Annotated in this window: 16 protein-coding genes; 1 reads left to right on the top strand and 15 read right to left on the bottom strand. The window is 69.4% G+C overall.

Annotated features, from left to right (window positions below):
• Positions 1–3 precede the first annotated feature (3 nt).
• The 14 genes from FK256_RS14725 to arc all read right to left on the bottom strand — a co-directional run bounded on the left by FK256_RS14725 (position 4) and on the right by arc (position 18,304).
• Positions 4–807, bottom strand: a complete 804-nt coding sequence (locus tag FK256_RS14725; protein WP_141423757.1) for a TetR/AcrR family transcriptional regulator — start codon at positions 805–807, stop codon at positions 4–6.
• A gap of 106 nt (positions 808–913) precedes the next feature.
• Entirely contained in the window at positions 914–1,723 is an 810-nt protein-coding gene (locus FK256_RS03715; RefSeq protein WP_039893350.1) for an ABC transporter permease, read from the bottom strand.
• A 174-nt stretch (positions 1,724–1,897) separates the two neighbouring features.
• Positions 1,898–2,851: an ABC transporter ATP-binding protein gene (locus FK256_RS03710; protein WP_141423756.1), complete on the bottom strand. Its 954-nt coding sequence runs from the start codon at positions 2,849–2,851 to the stop codon at positions 1,898–1,900.
• A gap of 219 nt (positions 2,852–3,070) precedes the next feature.
• Positions 3,071–4,810 carry an ABC transporter ATP-binding protein gene (locus tag FK256_RS03705; protein ID WP_141423755.1) on the bottom strand — a complete coding sequence of 580 codons (1,740 nt, stop codon included), beginning with the start codon at positions 4,808–4,810 and terminating at the stop codon, positions 3,071–3,073.
• 1 nt (position 4,811) lies between these two features.
• A complete protein-coding gene (locus FK256_RS03700) occupies positions 4,812–6,704 on the bottom strand; it encodes an ABC transporter ATP-binding protein (RefSeq protein WP_141423754.1) in 1,893 nt (630 codons plus the stop codon).
• A gap of 10 nt (positions 6,705–6,714) precedes the next feature.
• Complete coding sequence (locus tag FK256_RS03695; RefSeq protein WP_141423895.1) at positions 6,715–9,126, bottom strand: ATP-binding cassette domain-containing protein; 2,412 nt, start codon at positions 9,124–9,126, stop codon at positions 6,715–6,717.
• Positions 9,127–9,196: 70 nt separating this feature from the next.
• Positions 9,197–9,832 (bottom strand): ECF transporter S component, encoded by a 636-nt coding sequence (locus tag FK256_RS03690; protein ID WP_009232252.1) that lies wholly within the window; start codon positions 9,830–9,832, stop codon positions 9,197–9,199.
• A 161-nt stretch (positions 9,833–9,993) separates the two neighbouring features.
• Entirely contained in the window at positions 9,994–11,469 is a 1,476-nt protein-coding gene (locus tag FK256_RS03685; protein WP_141423753.1) for an ABC transporter ATP-binding protein, read from the bottom strand.
• Entirely contained in the window at positions 11,466–12,287 is an 822-nt protein-coding gene (locus tag FK256_RS03680) for an energy-coupling factor transporter transmembrane component T (RefSeq protein WP_141423752.1), read from the bottom strand. The genes FK256_RS03685 and FK256_RS03680 overlap by 4 nt, the downstream gene beginning before the upstream one ends.
• Positions 12,288–12,289: 2 nt before the next feature.
• Positions 12,290–12,943, bottom strand: coding sequence for an MptD family putative ECF transporter S component (locus tag FK256_RS03675; RefSeq protein WP_141423751.1), 654 nt, complete (start codon positions 12,941–12,943; stop codon positions 12,290–12,292).
• Between the two features lie 192 nt (positions 12,944–13,135).
• Positions 13,136–14,692, bottom strand: coding sequence for a proteasome accessory factor PafA2 family protein (locus FK256_RS03670; RefSeq protein WP_141423750.1), 1,557 nt, complete (start codon positions 14,690–14,692; stop codon positions 13,136–13,138).
• Positions 14,689–14,877 (bottom strand): ubiquitin-like protein Pup, encoded by a 189-nt coding sequence (locus FK256_RS03665; protein ID WP_009232257.1) that lies wholly within the window; start codon positions 14,875–14,877, stop codon positions 14,689–14,691. Before FK256_RS03665 ends, FK256_RS03670 begins: the two co-directional genes overlap by 4 nt.
• A 3-nt stretch (positions 14,878–14,880) precedes the next feature.
• Positions 14,881–16,650 carry a proteasome accessory factor PafA2 family protein gene (locus tag FK256_RS03660; RefSeq protein ID WP_244936118.1) on the bottom strand — a complete coding sequence of 590 codons (1,770 nt, stop codon included), beginning with the start codon at positions 16,648–16,650 and terminating at the stop codon, positions 14,881–14,883.
• Between the two features lie 4 nt (positions 16,651–16,654).
• Positions 16,655–18,304 carry a proteasome ATPase gene (gene arc, locus FK256_RS03655; RefSeq protein WP_141423749.1) on the bottom strand — a complete coding sequence of 550 codons (1,650 nt, stop codon included), beginning with the start codon at positions 18,302–18,304 and terminating at the stop codon, positions 16,655–16,657.
• Between the two features lie 192 nt (positions 18,305–18,496).
• Here arc and valS point away from each other — a divergent pair, with 192 nt between their 5' ends.
• Positions 18,497–21,328 carry a valine--tRNA ligase gene (gene valS, locus FK256_RS03650; protein WP_141423748.1) on the top strand — a complete coding sequence of 944 codons (2,832 nt, stop codon included), beginning with the start codon at positions 18,497–18,499 and terminating at the stop codon, positions 21,326–21,328.
• A gap of 4 nt (positions 21,329–21,332) precedes the next feature.
• Here valS and FK256_RS03645 read toward each other — a convergent pair whose 3' ends face one another.
• Positions 21,333–22,319, bottom strand: coding sequence for a hypothetical protein (locus FK256_RS03645; RefSeq protein ID WP_141423747.1), 987 nt, complete (start codon positions 22,317–22,319; stop codon positions 21,333–21,335).
• Between the last annotated feature and the right edge of the window lie 77 nt (positions 22,320–22,396).

The following is a 22,396-nucleotide window of genomic DNA, read 5'->3' as shown; positions in this document are numbered from 1 at the left end:
ACGTCAGTTACCGCCACCCTCAAGGAGACGCTCGGACAGGCGCTGGATGATGGGTTCGACCTCCTGCGAGGTGGTGACGGCTGCGCTCACGCGGCCGAAGATGCCCACCGCCAGGAGTCCGAATGCCGTCTCCTCGTCCTGCTGGCTCGACTCCTGGCGTCCGTGGGAACGGGCCACCATGAGAGAGGTCTCTCTCAGCCAGCGGCGCCAGGAGCCGGCCAGTCGGTCCCGGGAGTCCTCGTGGCGTATCGCGTAGAGCCAGGTCTCCAGGTGCAGGACAACATCCTCCATGGGAAGCTCCTGGAGCTGCTCGCCCCACTGGTCGGGGCTCGACATTTCCCGCGCGGCCTCATCCGAGCTCTCCTCACCACAGGTGACGACCTCCAGGAACAGCGCCTCCTTGGAGGGGAAGGAGGAGTAGAAGGCGCCCTTGGTGAACCCGGCGGCCGAGGCGATATCACTGACCGAGGCGCCCTCGTAGCCCTCGGCGGCGAATACCTCCCTGGCAGCGGCAAGAATCCGTGCCCTGGTCTCCTCACTCCGACGGCGTCCACCGCCCCGCCCCGGGGCAGCGCCGCTGACTGCGGTGGAGGCGGAGGCCAACTTCCGGGAGGCGAGGTCCAGGGAAGCCGCTACGGCATTCTCACTGCTCTGCCTCGCTCCCTGGCCGGCCGCCCCCACCGCACGGGAGAAGGCGCTGATCGCCTCATTGAGGGCGCGCGTCGCATCCCTGATGTTATCGGAGGCGGAGGCCCCGGAGTCATCACTGTCACTGTTCGGCCCGCGGGCGGAGCTCCTGGCGGTCATGTCCCCACTGTAGAGGAGGTCCCTCAAGAAGGGTTTTACAGCGCTCCCTCCCCCGCATCCGCCACTTCCTCCACCGGGCCCCGACCATGCGGGCATCCCGGCCGGCTCAGGGCCGCCTTCCCAGGGCCCATGACGCTCCGGCAACGGCCACCAGGCACCATCCGCCCAGCAGAATCCAGGAACGGATGGGCATGGTGGCGTCGTGGGAGAACAGACCGGCGCGCACCACCTGCGCCATGGGCTCGAAGGGCAGCCAGCGGTGGATCTCCTGTGCCCAGTCGGGGAGCCTGTCGGTGGGGAAGCTGACGGGTGAGAACAGCATGATGCCGAAGGCGAGCACCTGGGAGAGGATCTGGGCCAGGGCCGGAGCCAGGAGGGTGGCGATGGCGTAGCCGATGCAGGCTGCTGTCAGGGCGACGAGCACGGCGCCGGGTATCAGCCACCACTGCGGGGCGAGGTCGACATCGAAGCGGGCATTGGCGACGAGGACGCCCACGACCAGACCGGGTAGCGCGAGAGCGGTCCAGATCGCGAGGTCAGCCAGGAGGAAGGCGACTCTGGGGACGGGCAGGGTACGCATCCAGTCCAGGCTGCCCTCGGTGCGCGACTGGGAGACCCACTGGGGCGTCATGATGAGACCTACCGAGATGAGCGCGACCGCCGGGCCGCCGCCGGCCAGGTAGAGGCTCGCCTCGCGGCCGGGGTGGCCCACTATGAGCCCGTATCCCAGGACCATTGAGACGGACAGCAGCGTCTGGACGATGATGAAGAGAGGAAGCATGGGCAGGCTGCGGCGGAACTGCCACTGAACAAGCAGGCCGAGCTGGCGCCAGAGCGGAGTCGTCCGGGACACCGCCCTGAGGCCGGTACCACCGGCCTGGTCCGGATCAGCAGTCGTACTGGTTGGAGTAGACATCGGGTTCTCCTTCATTTCCTGATTCTGTGGGGACGGAGGTCATGCCCGCGCAACAGCGAGGAGCCGGTGCGCACGACGTGGCTTCGGGTTGGACCTCCAGGTCGTTGACCTTGAGCTCGTTGGGGAGCCGGTGCGCACGACGTGGCTTCGGGTTGGACCGGGTCTTGTTCCGCTTCACGCGGCACGACGGCGCGCCTCCTCACCCGCGCCCCCGGTAAGGTCCACGTAGACGTCCTCCAGTGAGATCGGCGCCAGCTCGTAGCGCTCGATCGCTCCGTCCTTGAGGGCGTGAGCGGCCCACTCCACGGCCTGCGCCGTACGGTCAGAGGGCACTGCTACGGATGCGCGCACGGCATCGTGCTGTGTCAGCGTCATTCCCGCGGGCGACTCGAACCGCCGACCGTGAGTCCGACTGACCTCCAGGACGAAGGGCGATCCGTGACCGGCAACGAGCGCTGCGGGAGTTCCCTCAGCGAGGACGTGGCCGTGATCCAGGACGGTGAGCCGGTCGACAGCCCGTTCGGCCTCCCGCACGTTGTGGGTCACGAGGAGGACTGCGGATCCGGCATCGGCCAGGAGGCGAATCTGGTCCCACAGCAGACGGCGGCGCACCGGGTCGACGTCGTTGGTGGGCTCGTCGAGGATGACCAGGCGCCCGGGGACGACGGCGCACATGGCGAAGGCTGTCAGGCGGGCGATACCGCCGGAAACTTTCTGCGCGGGAGTCATCGCCCACTCCCCCAGGTCGAGAGCCTCGATGAGCTCCTCGGCGCGCCTGCGCGTCTGGCGCGGACGCCCTCCTCGCATGCGCCCTACCAGGTCGATGGCCAGCAGCGGCGTGAGCCCCGTGATGGGGACATTGGCCTGTGCCTGGACGTTGGTGAGGCGGCGGGCGAGAGCGGGGTTGGCAACGGCGTCGACGCCGTCGAGCCGGATGCTTCCGGAGGTTGGACGCAACAGCCCCACCACCTGGTTGACCAGCGTGGTCTTGCCCGCGCCGTTGTGCCCGAGGAGCCCAACCACCTCGCCGGCCCCCACCTGCATGGTGACACCGGCGTTGGCTCTCACGGTGTGCGCCCCGCTTCCGAAGTGCTTATGAAGGTCCTCAATGGCTAGTACATCGGCCATGAAGTCCTCTCCTTTCGTTCTGCTAACCGAAACCGAGTACCCGACCAGACCACCAATCTGATCCGTACCAGTCGGTATTCACAATACCAGACAGTATTTCAATAAGGTTTCATAGAGCCTTGAGGGCTCTCATAGCAACAGAAACGCTGTCTCATACCGCTCGGTATGAGACAGCGTCAGTCCGTGAATCTGTCGTATTCGAGATGGCCGGCCTGCGCGTCACTCCTGGCGGATGTGCCAGCGCAAGGAGGCCGTGGAGGCCTCGATGAACTCGCGGAAGGGGCCGGGGACGGCCGCCAGCTCCCGGGGCGTACCGCATTGGGCCACGCGGGCACCGGCCTGGGTCGGTTCGAGGAAGACGACCTCGTCGGCCTGGCGGACGGTGGACAGGCGGTGGGCCACCACGATGACGGTTCGGCCCTCGGAGAGCTCGCGCACCACCTCGGTGATGGCGGACTCGTTCTCCCCGTCCAGGGCCGAGGTGATCTCGTCGAGTAGGAGGATCGGGGCGTCCTTGACGAAGGCGCGGGCGATGGCGACGCGCTGACGTTCCCCGCCAGACAGGCTCAGCCCACCGGGGCCGACCTGGGTGTCCCACCCGTGCGGGAGCGCCTCGATGACGCGGTCCAGGCGGGCGCGCCGAGCGGCCTCGGCCAGCTCGGCATCGGTGGCCCTGGGCCGGGCGATGCGCAGGTTCTCCCGGATCGTAGTGTCGAACAGGTAGACGTCTTGGAAGACCATGGAGGTCATGCCCATGATCGTCGAGGTCCGCATGGAGCGCACCGGTGCGCCGCCGATGGTGACCGTCCCGTCGTCGACGTCCCAGAACCGGGCGGCCAGGCGCAGGATTGTGGATTTGCCCGCCCCCGACGGGCCCACCAGGGCAGTCACCCGGCCCTGGCGGGCGGTCATGGAGACGCCCGCCAGGACGGGGCGGCCGGCATCATAGGAGAAGGAGACGTCGTTCAGGGCGATCGTGGTTCCCCGGGGCTCGATCTCCTGGCCGGGCTCGGGGTCGGGCAGGGGACGCGCGTCGAGGATGTCCCCCACGGCCCGCAGGGCGACCTTCGCGTTGTCCGCCTCGGAGGCGTACAGAGCGGCCTTGGTCAGTGGCAGGAGTGTGCGCGCGGTAACCGCCATGATCGCGAGGTATCCGACGACGTCGAGCCGGTGCCCGCTCACGCGTGACAGACCGACCGCCGTGACCAGGACGAAGGCGATGTTGACGATGAGGTTGAAGTACTGGCCGGGCCTGCCCTTGACCCGCAAGCCGTCCAGGGTGGACTCGGAGTCGGCCTCCAGGGAGGCTCGCACCGGCTCCCAGCCCGTCTTGGTGACGCCGGTTGCCCGGAGCACCGGCTGGAGTCTGGCGAACTCCACGAGACGCCCGGCGGCGGCGCTTGAGGTGCGGTCCTCCATCTCGTTGGCGCGGGTGGTTGCGGCTCCCATGAGCCGCCACGCGAGGATCAGCGGGATGATGGTGGCGGCCATGATAAGCGCCAGGGGCCACTCGACGACGGCGGTGGCCACCACCATGACCAGCGGGACGATGAAGGCGTTGCACAGATTGGGGATCACCATGGAGGCCAGGTGGGAGAGGGTGTTGACCTCCTTGGAGGTGGCGTTGACGACGGCGGCCTCCCGCTCGGCGCTGAACCACCCCAGGGGCAGGGTCAGGACGTGCTCGGCGATGCGGTCGATCATCGTGTCGCAGACCTCGAAGACGCTGACCCGGTAGGAGCGGTGCATGGCCGTGGTGTCGACGACGACGGTGCTCACTCCCATGAGCACGACAGCGATCAGCCAGGCGGTCAGGGACTCCGAGCGGGAGTAGAGGGCGCGGAGGAAGGGGATCATGAGGGCCAGGGTGAGGCCCTGAAGGACGGCGGAGGCTGCGAACCAGGCGGTGATGGTCCGCATCTCGGCGGCATTGACGATTCGCGTCAGCAGGCTCCACATGCTATTTCTCCTCCCGCCCGGCGGTCTTGGCCCCGGATGGCTCGGTCAGGGCGGTCAGTGCCGCGGCGTCGGTCTCCTCGCTCAGGTCCTGGCTGCTCCACATGGCGGCGTAACGGCCGCCTGCAGCCAGCAGCTCCTCGTGCGTGCCGCGTTCGGCGATGCGTCCTGCGTCGACGACGAGGATCTGGTCGGCATCGCGGATCGTGGACAGGCGGTGGGCGATGATGATGACGGTCCGCCCGGCCGCCAGTCGGGACAGGGCTTGGTGGATGTCGCGCTCGGAGGCGGGGTCTGCCTGGGCGGTGGCCTCGTCCAGGACGAGGACGGGGGCGTCCTGGAGGTAGGCGCGCGCCAGGGTCACGCGCTGGCGCTCTCCGCCGGAGAGGAACCCGCCCGTATCTCCCAGGATCGTGTCGTAGCCGTGAGGCAGACGCGTAATGCGCTCGTGGATGCAGGCCGCGCGGGCGGCCGCCTCGACCTGCTCCCGCGTGGCACCAGGGCGTCCCAGGGCGATGTTGTCGTGGACGGACTCGTGGGCCAGGGCGACGTCCTGCAGGACGATCGCCACGCGCGAGAGCAGCCAGGGGAAGGTCGCTTCGCGCACATCGATGCCGCTGATGCGCACAGCACCGTCGTCGACGTCGTAGAAGCGGGCGATGAGGCGGGCCAGGGTCGACTTGCCACCCCCGGAGGGGCCGACGAGCGCCGTGACGGTTCCCGGTTCAGCGGTGAAGGACACGCCGCGCAGGACCGGAGAGCCCGGTTCGTAGGAGAAGGTGACGTCCTCGACGGCGACGCGCCCGGGGGCCGGCCCCTCACCGTCGTTGTGAGTCCCCTCGGGCATCGGCGACTGGGAGAGCAGCTCTGCGGTGGCCTGGGCGGCCATTCTGGACTCGTACATGTGCTGCATGAGGCCGATGAGGGTCATGAGCCCCTCCGGTAGCCCAAGGGCCACCAGGAAGAAGGGCAGCGTCGCGGACAGCGGCGTCCACCCCTGGGAGGTGAACAGGACGGCCAGGAGCGCGACCGTGGCGAAGACCGTGGAGGGGCGCAGGACCGCCGTCATGGCGCTGATGCTTCGGCCGGACCTGCTCACCCACTCGTATGACAGCCTGGAGAACTCGGTGCGGGCCCGGCTGAAACGGGTGCGGGAGGCGTCGGTGGCCTGGAAGCCCTTGATCTCCTTGATGCCCTCGATCATCTCCACGGTCGCGGCGGCCAGCGCGGTCTGCGCGGCGCCGAAGCGCTCGGTGATACCCGACATGCCGGCCAGGGTCAGGGACATGACCCCCAGGGTTAGTACCCACAGCCCCAGCAGCGCGCAGGCCAGGCGCCAGTCGGTCCACAGCAGATAGGCCGCTCCGGCCACTGCCATGACGACGGCGTTGGTGGCGTCGCAGGGGATGTGGGCCACGAGGGTGTGGATGGCGGTGGTGTCGTCGCAGACCATCTTGCGGATGGTGCCGTGCGGGATCTGCGCCACCCGTCCCAGGGGCAGGCCGCTGATGGCCTCGACGACCCGCTCACGCAGGTGGTGTCGCAGCCGGGCCTCGGCCAGATGCGTGATCCCGAGGCCGGCCAGGTAGAGGGCCTGGGAGGCGAACAGGGCTACGACTGCGAGCGCCGCCCAGGACCACAGGCTGCCACGCCACCCCTCCGGTGAGGCCTCGCCCAGCCATATGGCCGCCATGTTGCGCAGGGCCTCGAAGGGGGCGATGGACATCAGCGCTCCGAGCGCGGTCAGCAGGCCGGAGACGATCATGGCCGGGCGCGCCGGCCGAATGAGGTCTCCGACGGTGACGCCGCGCCGGACGGCATCGGCGGTGCCACTGCGCCGGTCGTCCTGCGGTTTGGCAGTGCGTTTCGTCGTCTGGTGAGTCGTGTCGTTGGTCATGATGCTCTCCTCAACGGAGCGTGTTCCAGGTGACGGTGACCAGCGCCCAGGTGAGCACGACGACGCACCAGTCGCGCGCTCTCCAGGGCTCATCGGTCATCTCGGTGCGCCGCCGATGGGCGCCGAAGGCGCGCGAGTCCATGGACAGGGCGACGCGCTCGGCGTGCTGGATGGCCAGGATCATCAGCGGCAGAACGGATCCGACCCAGCGGACCACGGGGGCCGCGAGCCCCCAGCGCCCTCCGATTCCGCGCAGTGCCCTGGCGGTGCGCAGGAGTACGAAGTCGTCGTGGAATCGGGTGATGAAGGCGATGGCCGCGGTGCCCGCGGCCCCCAGACGGTAGGGCATGCGGAAGGTGGTGGTCAGGGTGCGGATGAGAGCTTCGGGGTCGGTGGAGACTCCGGAGACGAGGACGAGTGCGACGAGCGCACCGATGCCGGTACCTCCTGTCACCGCGTCACCCAGGTCGTAAAGGCGCGCAGCAGTCTCCTGATGGTGGCTTCCGCTGCTGAAGATCCAGATCATGAGCGTAGTGACCGCCCAGGGGGCAATCACCGAGGCCATGGTGCGCCGCAGGGAGGCGCGTGCGGCGATGACCAGGACCGAGGAGGCCAGCAGGACGCCCAGGTTGAGGTGATAGTTGCGCAGAGCGAAGACCATCACCATGACCGGCAGGACCGACGCGAAGAGGGTGAGGGGGTTGAGCGAGGTGAACAAGCCGCGTCGCGGTTGGGGCCGGGGCGGCACCGGGCGAGGGTCGGATGGGCCGGGAGATGAGGCCGCCGACCCGCTGTCGTCTGCCTTCGCCGTATCGTCTGCGTCGTCGACCTCGGTGACCTGCTGCGCCCGATCGGGGTCCGTGCCGGTTCGCGACGTCGGCCCTGGCAGTGCGATGATGTGGGTGCAGTGCTCCAGGGCGAGCTCGAGGTCGTGTGTGGCCATGATGACCGTGCGCCCCTGATGGCGCAGCTGGTCGATGAAGTCCATGAGCTCACAGGTGTTATCCCAGTCCTGCCCGTAGGTGGGCTCGTCCAGGACGACGACGTCGCGCTCCTCGCTGACCATGGTGGCTACCGAGAGCCTGCGGGCCTGGCCGCCTGAGAGGGTCAGGGGGTGATGGTTCCGGTGGGCGGTCAGATGGAACTGCTGAAGGAGCTGGTTAACCCGTTCCGGAGAGGTGCCTCCGACGGCGAGCTCGACCCCGACGGTGGTGGCCACGAACTGGTGCTCCGGATTCTGGAAGACGTAGCCGACCAGGTGCCTGCCCCTACCCACCTCCCGGCCACCAACCACCGCCTTGCGTGCGGTGGAGCGCACGAGACCGGCCAGGGCGGACAGGATCGAGGACTTGCCCGCGCCGTTGGGGCCGACGAGCGCCACAAGTTCCCCGCCGCCCAGTTGCATGGACACGCTGGGCGAACGCCCCGGAACCTCGAGGTCGACCAGCTCCACGCTGGTTCTGGGCTCCTGACGAGTCACGCCCGCGAGCGCGTCGCGGGTGTCAATCGCCTCGACCCGCTGCCAGCTCTCAGCGGAGTCCCGTGTCTGCTTTTCCAGGTAACGCACCTCGCCGTCCGCGCACATGTCGGTGAGCCGTGGCACCCGGATTCCGGCTTCGGCGCAGGTCAATGGCATTCCCTGCCCGGAAGAACCCGCGAGGAGGTCATCGTCGAGGTCGCGCAGGGACCGGGGCATCCATACGCCGGCGTCGGTCAGCTCGCCGCGGTGCCCCATGAAGACCTCGCGCGGGGTGCCGATGGCGATGATGCTTCCGGCGGCATCGAGGGCGAGGACCTGGTCGACGATGGGCAGTACCGGGTCGAGGTCATGGTCGATGACGACGACTGCCGTCCCGGAGGCCGTCAGGGAGGAGATGAGTGTGTAGAACTCCTCGCGCCCAGTGGCATCGATGGTGCTGGTGGGCTCGTCGAGGACGAGGAGCTGCGGGCGCATGGCCAGGGCGACAGCGACGGCGAGACGCTGGCGCTGTCCGCCTGAGAGTCTCCAGGGGTCATCCCAGATGCGTTCGATCAGGCCCACGGCGCGCAGGGCCTCGTGAACCCGCGAGGTGATCTCACTGCGGGGCAGGCACAGGTTCTGCAGCGGGAAGGCGACGTCGTCGTGGACGGTGCGGGTGACGACGGCGGCGTCGGGGTTCTGACCGACGTAGGCGACGGTCTCGGCCAGGGCCTGGACGGTGGCATCGGCGACCTCGGTACCGTCCAGGCTCAGGCTGCCGGAGTACTCCGAGGGCAGGCAGTGCGGGATAAGACCACACAAGGCACGCACCAGCGTGGTCTTGCCGCAGCCCGACGGACCGATGACGGCTGTGACCTGGCCGCGCAGGTGGGTGAGGCTCACTGAGTCCAGGACCCAGCTCTCGCGCCCGAGGTAGTGGACGCTGAGCCCCTCGATCCTCACCAGCGCCGGTTCTGCCGGCTCGCCATGCGATTGCTCCACCGCGGGCGCATCGGACACGGCGAGCGCTGACTCAGGCACGGCCGGTCGCGCGGTGGTCGATGCCGACACCGGCGCGGTTGAGCAGCCGGGTCAGGACGATGGTGATGGCGCCACCGACAAGTGCCGAAACCACGGCGATGATGACGCCGGCACTCGCGGAGGCGACGCCCGCCGAGGCGCTCATGACGGAGACGTACATGATGCCGTTAAGCAGACCGAAGGTCATCGCCGAGAGCAGGTAGGACCACCAGGTCCACTTCCGGTAGAGCAGGAGAGCCAGGGGTACCTCGACGAAGGCTCCGCCGATGAGGTTGCCGACAATGGCCGCAGGGCCGGTCGGAGTGGTGAAGACACACATGATGCCCATGAGAAGGGCCGCGATCATCACGGCGCCGGGGCGGCGCACGACGGTGGCGGGCAGCAGGTACGGCACGAGCCACAGTCCCATGATCGCGCAGCCCAAGAGCACTGCATCTCGGGAGGCTCCCGCCGCCGGGGCCAGGTAGCTCAGCGGCACGAGGAGAATCATCGAGACTACGGCCAGGGCAGCGATCGTCATGAGATTGCGGGTGCCGAGCGCGGAGTCGGCCAGACCCGAGCGCGACGACGTGCGTACGGTGGGCCGCTCCTGCCCAGTCGATGTCGCTGTGCGGTTGGTGGGACTCATTTCTTCTCCTTGTGTGTTCTCGCAGGTCGTGGTGAACAGTCCGACGTCGTACCGGAGTACCGAGGACGCACCACCTCAGGCGCGCCAGCGCGATGACCGCACATCTACTCGAATATCGTCATACTTGCAAATCATTATCATTATTTACCTTCAGTGAGATGTCATTCAATCTCAATGACGTGGTCGGTGCACTCGTTAAGGAACTCGATGTCGTGGCTGATGACGATGACGACGCGCCCCTCGCGCGCCAGGTCCCGCAGCTCAGCGGCGATAGCCACGAGATGTCGGTGGTCGACACCGGAGGTGGGCTCATCCAGGATGAGGACGCGGGCGTCTTGGTCGATCGCGGTGGCGATGACGAGGCGCTGCTTTTGCCCGCCGCTGAGCGAAAGCGGGTGACGGTCGGCCAGGTCGGCCAGGTCGAGGCGCTTGAGCTGCGGAAGGCCGGCCTCCCGGGAGACCGACTCGGCGAAGAGCTGGCGGTGGACGTCCTGCATGACGAGGAAGGCCTGCCCGGCGGCAAGCTCCTTACCGTCCAGGGCGATGCGCACGCCCCTGCGGGCGCGTTGCAGACCGCAGACGGCTCGCGCCAGGGTTGTTTTGCCGATCCCATTGGCACCCATGACGCCGGTGATCGCACCTGCGGGGAAGAAGAGCTCGGAGATGTCGAGGATGAGGCGGCCGCCGCGCTCGACCTTCAGGTTCTCGATACGCAGACCGCCCTCCTGCGGACCTCCGGGAGTCTCGTCGGGCTCGGCCCGCAGTGCGCCACCGGCCGCGCGGGAGGGATGCTCGACGCCGTTACTCGCGACGTCGTCGGCCGTCCTATCCGCGTGGCCGGCCCGGGCAGCGACGGGCTCGGGGCTCGCGGCCAGGCGGGGCCGCTCCAGGGTGCGCAGGCCCAGCCGCCTGCGCCGCTCGTCCTCGATCCGCCACAGCTCCTCGCCGCTCATCCGGTACAGGACGCGTCCCCGCCCCATGATGACGGCCTCGTCGACGAGTCCGCGCAGGAAGTAGATGCGGTGCTCGGCCACCACGAGGGTCCGGCCGGACTGTTTGAGCCGTTCGATGGCGGCGCGCACGTCGTCAATCGCCCGCGGGTCCAGGTTAGAGGTGGGCTCGTCCAGGAGGATGACGGGGGTCTGCTGGGCCAGGGCCTGGGCGCAGGCGACCTTCTGGGTCTGTCCGCCGGACAGGCCGCACAGCTCCCTCTCGGCCAGGTCGGTGATGCCCAGCGTCTCCAGGGCCTCGTTGCGACGTTGCCAGATCTCCGGCGCGGGGACCTGGTAGTTCTGGGGCGCGAAGGCGAGCTCGTCGGCCACAGTGGTCGTGAAGAATTGGGAGGCGGGATTCTGGAAGACCGTGGCGGTGCGCAGGCCGGAGCGCTCGATCGGGGTGTCGCAGACCTCCTCGTCCCCGACGAAGACCCGGCCGGTGAGCTCGCCGTCGTGGAAGTGCGGGATGAGGCCGTTGAGCAGCCGCAGGATCGTGGACTTGCCCGACCCCGAGGCCCCGCACACGAGGGTGAGACTTCCGGGAGCGACATCCAGATCAACGCCGTCGAGCACCTGCTGGCCGGTGGGATAGGCGTAGGAGACGCCTCTGATGCCCAGCCTCGTCTCATCGAGCGGGCTCACCGCCACGCCCCCGGGGCGGGCAACAGCGCGAGCGCCACCATGGCGGCGCTCAGTGCGAGGAGCACGGCGTCGGCGCTCCCGAAGCGCAGACGATCGACGACGGTGGGGCGGCCGCCGCCTCCCAGACCCCTGATGAGAGCCGCGGCCGAGAGGTCGTCGGCGCTACGGGCCGAGGCGGCCAGGACGGGCACCACGAGCTTCTCAATGCACTGAAGCGGGTGGCGCCACAGGTAGGAGCCGCTGTAGCCACGCAGCCGCATGGCCTCGATGACGCCCCTGGCCTCATCGAGGGCCACCGGCACGAACCGGAAGAGCACCGCCAGCGGAATGGTGAGGAACCGCGGCGCGCGCAGCTGGTTGAGGGCCGCCAGCAGGGTGCTCACGCGGGTGGTGGTGACGAACCATGCCCCCAAAGACAGTGAGATGGCGAAGCGCAGCAGCCAGTAGGCAACGACTCCGAGGAACACCGCGAGCCCGCTCGGCCGCCACTGAGGCAGCTGAGTCAGTCCCCAGAACATCGCGGTGATGGCGCAGTAGCTCATGAGGACGCGCACCGGCTCGTCCAGGGCGATGAGCACCCCCACCAGGACCGCGATGAGTCCGACGGCGCCGGTGGGGGCAACCCCCATCACCAGCACATTGCACACCAGGAGCAGCAGGAACTTGCTGCGCGGATCGGCACGAACACGGGCAATAGCGCTGGCGCCGGAGCGAGGGCGCGCCCCGAACGGGGCATCGAGGAGCGAGCGGCTCTGCGGGCGCGGCGCTTCCGGCGCTGCCGGGCCGGCCGGGGACATCGAGATCTGTGGACGCCGCATGCTCAGGCGACGCCTGCGCGCTCGAAGTGCTTGCGCAGCACCTTCATTCCCAGCAGAGCGCTAGCACCGGCCACGAGTGCGATGACGAGCATCCACCCAAGAAGGAACTTCATGCTGATCAGCGACTGGAGGTCTCTGGCGTACGTGTCCCCCATGGACTCGCGGATGTCGGCGAAGTAGGCGTCCGAGGCCCATATCACCGGGAGGATCGGGCTGATGGCCCACATGGAGAAGACGGCGAACCCCAGGGCGTTGGTGGCGGTTCTGGCGTATCCACCGGCGCGGGTGATGGTGTCGGCGGCGAGTCCCAGGACGGTTGCGATCAGGGGTGTGACCCAGGCGTGTCCGGTGGCGACCATGAGGATGCCGATGATGAGCCCCAGGATGGCGTAGGCGCCGAAGGCCCGGGTCCGGGCCACGTAGAGCATGCAGATGATCGCCTCGACGAGGATGCCGAGGATCCCGCCGATGAAGATCATGATCGGGTGGATCGCTCCGAGCATCCCGGAGGTGAACAGGGCGATGAAGTACAGGGCGGTGAAGACTCCCACGTTGATGAGGTTGCGCGGCGAGGCGATGTTCGTCGCCCGGGCACCACCGTTGCCACTGGCGGGGTTGGTCGCTGCTGTCCTGACTGAACTGGCTGTGCCGGCCATACCGGATCCTCTCGTCAGCACCCCACCGGCTTTGGTGAGGCACACCTAAGTATGTACTCCTTCTTGGGGGTTCCCGCAAGGGCTGAACAGGCACGGAGCAGCTATAGGACGATCAGGACTAACCGTTGAAAAGACGAGAGAACCGGGTGACGAATGAGTGCTGAAGGACGCCAGCGCGAGGCTCGAGGGAGCCTAACCAGGCGCGCCCAGGCCCCCGCGTCCCACGAGGTCGATGCGGTGCATCTCCTCGGGGCGCAGGTGCTTGACCCGCTCGGTCAGGGCCTCGGCGACCTCATGAACCGCCGCCAGGGGGTCGGACAGGTCGACCGGTGCGGTGGGCGGCGAGTCCAGGCGCAGGCTCTCCCAGGTCACCGAGAAGTCGGCGCCCACCTCCAGGCAGGCCGCCACGAAGGCTCCGCGCAGGGCGGCGCGCGTCGTCGGGGGCGCGTGGTGAGCGCGCTCGATCTCCTCCGGTTCGCACAGGCGCGCCATGGCCCCTTGCGCGGTCAGGCGCGGGGCGAGTCCGGTCTCGTCGTTGAGGTCGTGATAGGCCAGGTCCACCCGCGAGCGCAGGGCCTCCAGCGCCTCACCGGACAGCCGGGGGTGGCGCTCGCGCTGGGCGCGCATGAGGCGGCGCTTAATCGCCCAGTCGATCTCGGTGTCGATGGAACCTGCGTCGTGGTGGCGCAGCGCGGAGATGACGCGGGGCGCCAGGTCCTCCAGCAGGTGCTCGGCGCCGCGGAGGAAGTCGGGCACACCGGTGTCGTCCAGGTAGGAGGCGAGTCGCTCCAGGAAGGCCTCCTGGATATCGACGGCGGTCAGGCGGCGGCCGTCGATGGTGGCGACCGGGACGTCTCCCCAGGGACTCTCCCCCAGTGCGGACAGCGTGGCCAGTGGGTCGGTCAGGGAGAGATCGGTGAAGTCCCACCCGGCCTCAAGGGCGTCCAGGAGCAGGAGAGTCACGGCGCTGCGCAGTCCCGTCGTCGGTTCGGCCATGGTGGTGTCAGCGCAGGTGACGTGCAGGCGGCGCAGACGGGCGGCATCGGCGTGGGGCTCGTCGCGGGTGTTGACCAGGGCTCGCTGCCCGGTCGTGTCGGCGGAGGTCAGGGTCTTGAGGTGCGGGGCGCGCGGAGACAGGCCCCAGGCCGCCTCTTCGTCCCCAGCGCCCGGGCCGTCCATGTTCCCGTTGGCGGCGCCTGCCCCCAGAGGGCGCCCGGAGCCGACCAGGACGGGGCGGGTGGCCAGGAAAGAGGTGAGCACCGCCATGACGGCCTCACCGCTCCCGCCGTCGACGCCCTGGGCCCCGGGCGAGTCATCGAGCAGGTGGCGGGGCACGGAGTAGCTCTCGTGGCAGCCGTAGGTGTGACCGGCCGAGTCGGTGCTGTTGGCCAGGAGGTGGAGCCGGGCCGGGGTTCCCCGTTGAGCGAGGCTCGCGGCGGCGCGCTGCGCCATGGCGGCCAGGATCGCGCGCCCGGCCTGGTCCTGGGCGATGAGGTCGCGCACGCGCACGCACTCGGCGGTGGCGTACTCGGGGTGGTCACCGATGTCGAGGTAGAGGCGCCCACCGTTGGGCAGGAACAGGTTGGTGCTGCGGTATCCGGCGGGTCGGTGACGGAAGATGAGCGCCGCCGCCCGCTCCACGTCTGGCAGGTCCCCCTTCGCGGCTGCCTGCGGCCTGGCGGGGGCGCACAGGACGCCGAACTCGGTCTCCAGGCCGGTGACGCGCGGACCTGGGCCGCTGGCGCTCACTGGCCGCCCTTCTGGACGAAGCCGCGCACGAACTCCTGGGCGTCGACGGCCAGGACGTCGTCGATCATGTCCAGGACCGACTCCAGGCCCTGGCCCCGGGCGGGTCCGGCGGGGGCCGGACCCGGATCGTCGTCGGGGGCGGGGTCGTCCTGACGGCTGCGGGACGGCTGGGCGAACTCACTCATTATCTATTCTCCTGACGGGGTGGCGGGTACGGTCACGGCTTCGGTGGTGGGCGCTAGGCGGTCCAGGCGCTCGCCCGTCAGGCGCGTCAGGACCTCGACGACGTCGGCGGCGCCCTCGACGGCCGGTGACGCGATGGCGCGGGTGAAGGACAGGGGGTCGGTCAGGGGCAGGCGACGCTGGTCCTTCTCACCGGTCTCCAGAACCATGGAGTGCCAGCCGGCGGCGACCACCTGGCCGGGGAAGGCACTCACGAGCCTACCGCGAAGCCAGGCCCGGGTCGTGGCGGGCGGCTCGGCGAGGGACGCCTCCCCCATCTGCTCGTCGAGCCCACCGCGTGCGTCGACGCCGGCGGGCACCCGCTCGGCCAGGCCTCGCCCGGCCGGAGACAGCTCGGACCAGGCCAGGTCGACGGCGTGGAGGACATCGTGCCCGTGCGCATCGGGGTGGCGGCGAGCGGTGGCGTCCAGAAGCTGCTTCTTGGCGACCCACTCCAGGTGCCCGGCGAGGCCTTCCGAGTCTCCCGGGCCTTCTGACCCGTCGCCCCCGGCGCGCAGAGTCTCGAGCTCGCGCAGCGAGGCCTGCCAGAAGGCGAGGATCGCGCCGGTCTCGGCTCCGTCGGTGTCTGCGCCGTCGGCCAGCGCCGACAGGTCCGGGCGCAGGGGGTCGCCCACCGGCGCCGGCGCGGCGCGTCCCTGGTCCCCCAGGTGGCCGCGCACCGTCTCGAGGTACTGCTCCAGGATCTCCAGGGCGCTCAGGCGCCGACCGTCGGCCAGCTCGAGCGCGCCGCGAAGGCGGGTGTCGCGGGAGACCTCCCGGGCCTGGGTCACGGGGTCGGCCAGGCGCAGGCGGCGCCAGGCTGCGGGGACGCCGTCGGCCAGGACCTGGAGCACCAGGGAGGTCATGCCGAGCTTGAGCCAGGTCATCGTGTCGAAGCAATTGGCGTCTCCGGGCACCAGGTGGAGGCGCCGCCAACGCTCGGGGTCGGCGTGGGGCTCGTCGCGGGTGTTGACCAGGGGGCGGTCCACCGTGGTTCCCAGGCCCACAACCTTCTCCAGGTAGTCGGCCCTCTGACTGATCTGGAAGTCGGCGCCCCGGGCCACGGCCCCGATGCCGACCCGACCGGAGCCCACCAGGAGCGGGCGGACCACGAGCAGGGGCACGAGGGCCTGGGTGAGGTCGTCGAAGTCGATCGAACGGGGCACGAGGTAGTTCTCGTGGGTGCCGTAGGTGGCGCCCTTGCCGTCGACGTTGTTCTTGAACAGGCGGGCCGCCACGCCACGACGGCGCAACAGCTCGGCCCCCCGGGCCACCAGGAGGTCCCCGGCCCGGTCGGCCAGGGCGGCCTGCGCGGCCCCGGTGCACTCGGGGGTGGCGTACTCGGGGTGGCCGTGGTCCACATAGAGGCGCCCGCCACTGGACAGGCAGGTGGCGGTGCCGCGCTGCCAGGCCTCCTCCTGGGCGGTCAGCCGCGCGACGACGGTGGTGCGCAGTCGCCCGGGGACGGGCCCCTCGACGGACGCGGCTCCAGGGACGTCGGTGAGCATGGAGGGATCGACCGCTGAGCGGTCCACCTCGAAACCGCGGGCGTCGCGCAGAGGGTACTCCCCCGAGTAGTCCCAGCGCACACCCGGACAGCGCCCCTGCTCAATCTCGGCCTCCAGACAGGCCGCCACGACGTCCTCGGGCTCAGCACCGAGGATGCCGTACTCGGTCTCCATCCCCATGACCGTCACCTCGCGGCCGGGGGCCCGATGGGAACTCGTCGATGCCACGTCCTCACTCCTCCCGGGGGCGCTGGAGCACGGCCATGGAGGTCACCGGGGCGCCGCGCCGCCCGCTGACGCGGGCCCAGTCGTCGGGGTGGACGGTGGCGGGCAGGCCCTCGTTCTCCATGATCTCCTCGATAACGGCGCGGTGCAGGTGCTCCTGCGTCAGACCGCGCTTCCCGCCGGTGACCAAGTCCTTGACCGCCGCCTTCTTGGCCCGGTCGACGATGTTGGCGAGCATGGCGCCGCTGACGAGGTCGGCGACGTGGAGGATCTCGACCTGCCCGTCGGAGCGGGTGAGCTCAACCATCTCGGTGGCGCGGCGGCGGGTGTAGAGGGCCTCGACCACCTGCTCGATAAGAGCGTCCACCGCCCCCTGCGCGCCGCCGTGGGCGGCCAGGAGCTCCTCGCTGATCGGGAGGTCGGGCGTCAGGTAGGTCGCCAGGATTTCGGCAGCGCCGTCCCGGTCCGGTCGGCCGATGCGGATCTTGACGTCGAGGCGGCCCGGCCGCAGGATCGCCGGGTCGATCATGTCCTCGCGGTTGGTGGCCCCGATGACCACGACGTTGTCAAGCTCGTCGACGCCGTCGATCTCGGCGAGCATCTGCGGGACCACGGTGGTTTCCACGTCCGAGGACCGCCCCGATCCGCGGGTGCGGAACAGGGAGTCCATCTCGTCGAAGAAGACGACGACGGGCACCCCGGTGGCGGCCTTCTCCCGGGCCCGGGCGAAGATGACGCGGATGCGCCGCTCGGTCTCTCCCACGTACTTGTCCAGCAGCTGGGGCCCCTTGATGTTGAGGAAGTAGGCCTCGCCCCGCCCGCCCGCGCTCAAGGAGGCGGCGACCGCCTTGGCGATGAGCGTCTTGCCGCAGCCGGGCGGCCCGTAGAGCAGCACGCCGCGCGGTGGGGTGAGCCGGTGCTCGCGGTAGAGGTCGGGATGCAGGAAGGGCAGCTCGACGGCATCGCGGATGAGCTCGATCTGCTCGCCCAGTCCGCCGATGTCCTCGTACCCGACGTCGGGCACCTCCTCCAGGACGAGCTCCTCAACCTCGGAGCGCACCACGGGGCGCAGTGCCATGCGCACGGCCAGGTCGGCCACGAGCGCGTCGCCCACCCGGGGGCGGCGGTCGGTCAAGGCGGCGGAGAGGGTGAGGACCTGCTCCTCGTCGTGGCGGGCCAGGACGAGGACGGTGCCGTCGTCGTAGGTCTCCTTGACGGTGACGACCTCACCAAAGCGGGGCGAGGGGCAGGTCGCGGTGATGACGAGATGCTCGTTGAGGACGACATCGTCGCCCGGGTGCAGCGAGGAGGACACGACGGCAGGCCCCACGCCCACCCGGTGGCGCCTCCCAGCGATGGAGACATCGGCGGTGCGTGCAGTGGCATCCACGACCAGGACCGTGGCGTGCGCCAGGGGCGGGAGTTGAAGGGCCTTGACGTCCTCGTGCAAAGCCGCCAGCTCCTGACGCGCCGCCCGCAGGGCGTTGGCCAGGTGGGTGTTCTTGCGACTGAGAACCCCGGCGTGCTCGCTGAGCTCCCGCAGGCGGTCGGTGACGTCCCCTCCGGTCTCGCTGCCAGCCTCCGCTAAGGGGTTCCGGGAGACGCCCGACATCGTCTGCGCCACTGGGTCCTTGTGCTCCACCGGTTCCTCATCCATGCGCGTCCTCCTCGACTGCGGCCCGGGGCCGCTGCGGGGTCCCCTCGATCCGTGTTGGTACAAGCGTACCAATCTGTGCGCGTTTCGTAACCCGGATGCGCGCTTTGGGGGCGACCGAGTGCCTCCGAGGCCTGCCGACCTCACACCGGGCCGTGTCGAGGCCTGCGGCCGCGCCGTGACAGAATCGGCCTCATGTCTGAGACCCCCACGAGCCCCGCCGCTGCCCCGTCATCGTCCAGCCGTCTGCTGCCCTCCGAGCCTCACAGCCCGCGAGTGCCGGCCAAGGTGTCGACCGACGGCCTGGAGACCGCCTGGGGCGAGCGCTGGGAGTCCGAGGGAACCTACGCCTTCGACCGCAGCGCCGAGCGGGCGGAGGTCTTCTCCATCGACACCCCGCCGCCGACGGTCTCCGGCTCCCTGCACGTGGGGCACGTCTTCTCCTACACCCACACCGACACAGTGGCCCGCTTCCAGCGCATGCGCGGCAAGGCGGTGTTCTACCCCATGGGCTGGGACGACAACGGCCTGCCCACCGAGCGCCGCGTCCAGAACTACTTCGGAGTGCGCTGCGACCCCTCCCTTCCCTACGACCCAGACTTCACCCCGCCGCACACCGGCGGCGAGGGCAAGTCGATCAAGGCCCGCGACCAGGTGCCGGTCTCGCGTCGCAACTTCGTCGAGCTGTGCGAGCGCCTCACGGTCGAGGACGAGAAGCAGTTCGAGGCCCTGTGGCGCCGGCTCGGCCTGAGCGTGGACTGGTCGCACACCTACCAGACCATCGGGGAGCGGGCCCGCAAGGTCGCCCAGACCGCCTTCCTGCACAACCTTGAGCGCGGTGAGGCCTACCAGGCGGCGGCGCCCGGCCTGTGGGACGTCACCTTCCAGACGGCGGTGGCTCAGGCCGAGCTGGAGTCGCGCGAGTACCCCGGCTTCTACCACCGTCTGGCCTTCCATATCGTGGACGAGGAGGCCGCCGCCAAGGCCGAGGCCGCCGGCGCCCCGGTGGAGAACGGCATCGACGTGTGCATCGAGACAACCCGTCCCGAGCTGCTGCCCGCCTGCGTGGCCCTCGTGGCCCACCCCGATGACGAGCGCTACCAGCCCCTGTTCGGCACCACGGTGTCCTCCCCCGTCTTCGGCGTCAAGGTGCCGGTCCTGCCCCACCCGGCCGCGGAGAAGGACAAGGGCGCCGGTATCGCCATGTGCTGCACCTTCGGAGACACCACCGACATCGACTGGTGGCGCGACCTGCAGCTGCCGCTGCGCGCCATCCTGCGCAAGGACGGGCGCATCGAGACCGAGACACCCGAGTGGATCACCTCCGAGGCCGGCCGCGAGGCGTACGGGGCCATGGCCGGCAAGACCACCTTCTCCGCCCGCGAGGCCATCGTGGCCCACCTGGCGCAGACCGGTGAGATGCGCGGCGAGCCCGTCAAGACGGTGCGTCAGACGAACTTCTTTGAGAAGGGCGACAAGCCCCTGGAGATCGTCACCTCCCGCCAGTGGTACATCCGCAACGGCGGTAAGGAGTGGACGAACCCGACCTCCGGCGCCGATCTGCGCGACGAGCTGCTGGAGCGCGGCCGCCAGCTGGAGTTTCACCCGGACTTCATGCGCGTGCGCTACGAGAACTGGGTGCGGGGCCTCAACAACGACTGGCTGGTCTCGCGCCAGCGCTTTTTCGGCGTCCCCTTCCCGCTGTGGTACAAGGTGGGCTCCGACGGCGAGGTCGACTACGACGCGATCCTGACCCCGGACGAGTCCGAGCTGCCGGTGGACCCCTCCTCCGACGTCCCGTCCGGCTACACCGAGGACCAGCGCGGCAAGCCCGGCGGCTTCGTCGGCGAGTTCGACATCATGGACACCTGGGCCACCTCCTCCCTGTCACCCCAGCTGGCCTCGGGCTGGCTGACCGACGAGGACCTCTTCGGCCGGGTCTACCCGATGGACCTGCGCCCGCAGGGCCAGGACATCATCCGCACCTGGCTGTTCACCTCGGTGGTGCGCGCGGACCTGGAGTTCGCGGCCCTGCCGTGGCAGAACGCCGGCCTGTCCGGCTGGATCCTGGACTCCGACCACAAGAAGATGTCCAAGTCGAAGGGCAATGTCGTCACCCCCATGGGCCTGCTGGAGCAGTACGGCTCCGACGCCGTGCGCTACTGGGCCAGCTCGGCGCGCCTGGGCCTGGACGCGGCCTTCGAGGAGACCCAGATCAAGATCGGCCGTCGCCTGGCCATCAAGGTCCTCAACGCCTCCAAGTTCGCCCTGTCCATGGGGATCCCGTGGGACGCGGACGAGGCCACCGTGGCCGCGGCGCCCGCCCCCTGCCTGGACGCCTCGGTGGTCAGCGAGCCGATCGACCGGGCGGTCCTGGCCGCGCTGGCCGACGTCGTCGACACCGCCACGGCCGCCTTCGAGGGCTTCGGGCACGCCCGCGCCCTGGAGGTCACCGAGTCCTTCTTCTGGACCTTCTGCGATGACTACATCGAGCTGGTCAAGGACCGGGCCAATGACTTCGACGGCTCTCACGAGCCCGCCGCCGTCCGCTCGGCGCGGGCGACGTTGGCGATCGCGGTGGACACCTTCGTGCGCCTGCTGGCCCCCTTCCTGCCCTTCGCCACCGAGGAGGTGTGGAGCTGGTACCGCAGCGGCTCGGTGCACCGGGCGGCCTGGCCGGAATCAACCGGCCTGCGTGAGGCCTCCGCGGGGGCCGACGCCGAGCTGGTCGCCCGCGCCGGGGCTGCCCTGGCGGCGCTGCGCAAGGTGAAGTCGGAAGCTAAGACGAGCCAGAAGACGCCGATCCTCTCGGTGACGCTGGCCGTCGCCGCCGACCGGCCCGAGTACGCCGAGGCTATTGAGGCGGTGCGTGCGGACCTGACCGAGGCGGCCAAGGTGACCGGCACCTTCACCGTGGAGCAGGCCGCCCAGGCCGCGGACTCCGAGTCGGCCGACGCAGCCGCATCGGTGACTGTCACGGCCGCCGAGCTTGGTGAGGCCCCGGCCAAGCCGGCCAAGAAGAAGTGAGCCGCTAGCAGCCGGTCTTCTGACGAACGGTGGCGCCGCCCCGTCCTGGGGTGGCGCCACCGTCGTCGTTCTGGGACGCACCGGGCAGGCTCACGCGATTGGTTCTCGCCTCAAGGCTCAGCAGGATCCGGTACTCGATGAGGACGATGACGATCGCGGTCAGCAATGCTGCAAGGACGTCGATCCGGCTCTGCACGACGCAGTCGTGGGAGAAGTACCCGAACTCGAGCGTGGAGAAGCGCTCCCGCATGCACAACACCGATCCGGCGCCGAACTCGTCCTCAACCTCGGCGTTGTCGACGGTGAACATCCAGGCGAGCCCGATCGCCAACGCGAACGCGCAACCGAACCTGAACCAGGGGAACACGCGGGGTGTGAGGGACATGTGGGGTGTACGGCTGCGCTTCCACCAGGACAGGGCCATCGCCGCCAGGGCGATCGCACCGAACGCAGCGGTGACCGCCCGCGCGACATGCGCCCTGTCCGGAGGGCTCCCCGTCAGCTCGGGCTCGATGATGACATCCTGTACCACCTTGTAGCCGGCTCCGTCACTACCGGTGAGAGTCAGAACATGCGGGACCACCTCTGTAGTCACGACATCGGAGGAGTCTCCATAGATCATGCTCGTCGTGACCTTCGTAGTAGCGCGCACAGTCCCATTGTCATGGAATGCCGCCTTGACGAGTTTCACTTCGCTCTTGACGTCCCTCCACCGAATTCCCATCTGGGCGAGCCGATCACGCTCGGTACGGATGGTCTCTTCGGCTCGCATGGGTGGGGAGGCCCCAGTGGAGGCCTCGGGATCGGTCCGCTCGGCGTCGATCACCGCCTGATGCTCTTTGACCGCCGCCAGAACCCGGTCGGAGTTGGGTTTGTCCCGCACCGCCTCCTGAATCCTGGGGACCAGCCACGGAAGGACGGTCAGACCGACCACGGCCACGGTCAGGAGGCCGATCAGAGTGTTGACCACGCGGGTTCTACTCGGCGCCATCCCATCATCCTCAGCAACATCGACTCACCGCTGAGTCTGGCACATCGTGCAACTATGCGGGTGGTTTCGTGTCTGCT

It is taken from the genome of Actinomyces johnsonii (assembly GCF_006546835.1).
Lineage (GTDB): Bacteria > Actinomycetota > Actinomycetes > Actinomycetales > Actinomycetaceae > Actinomyces > Actinomyces johnsonii.
This window is presented reverse-complemented; position numbering and strand designations above follow the sequence as displayed.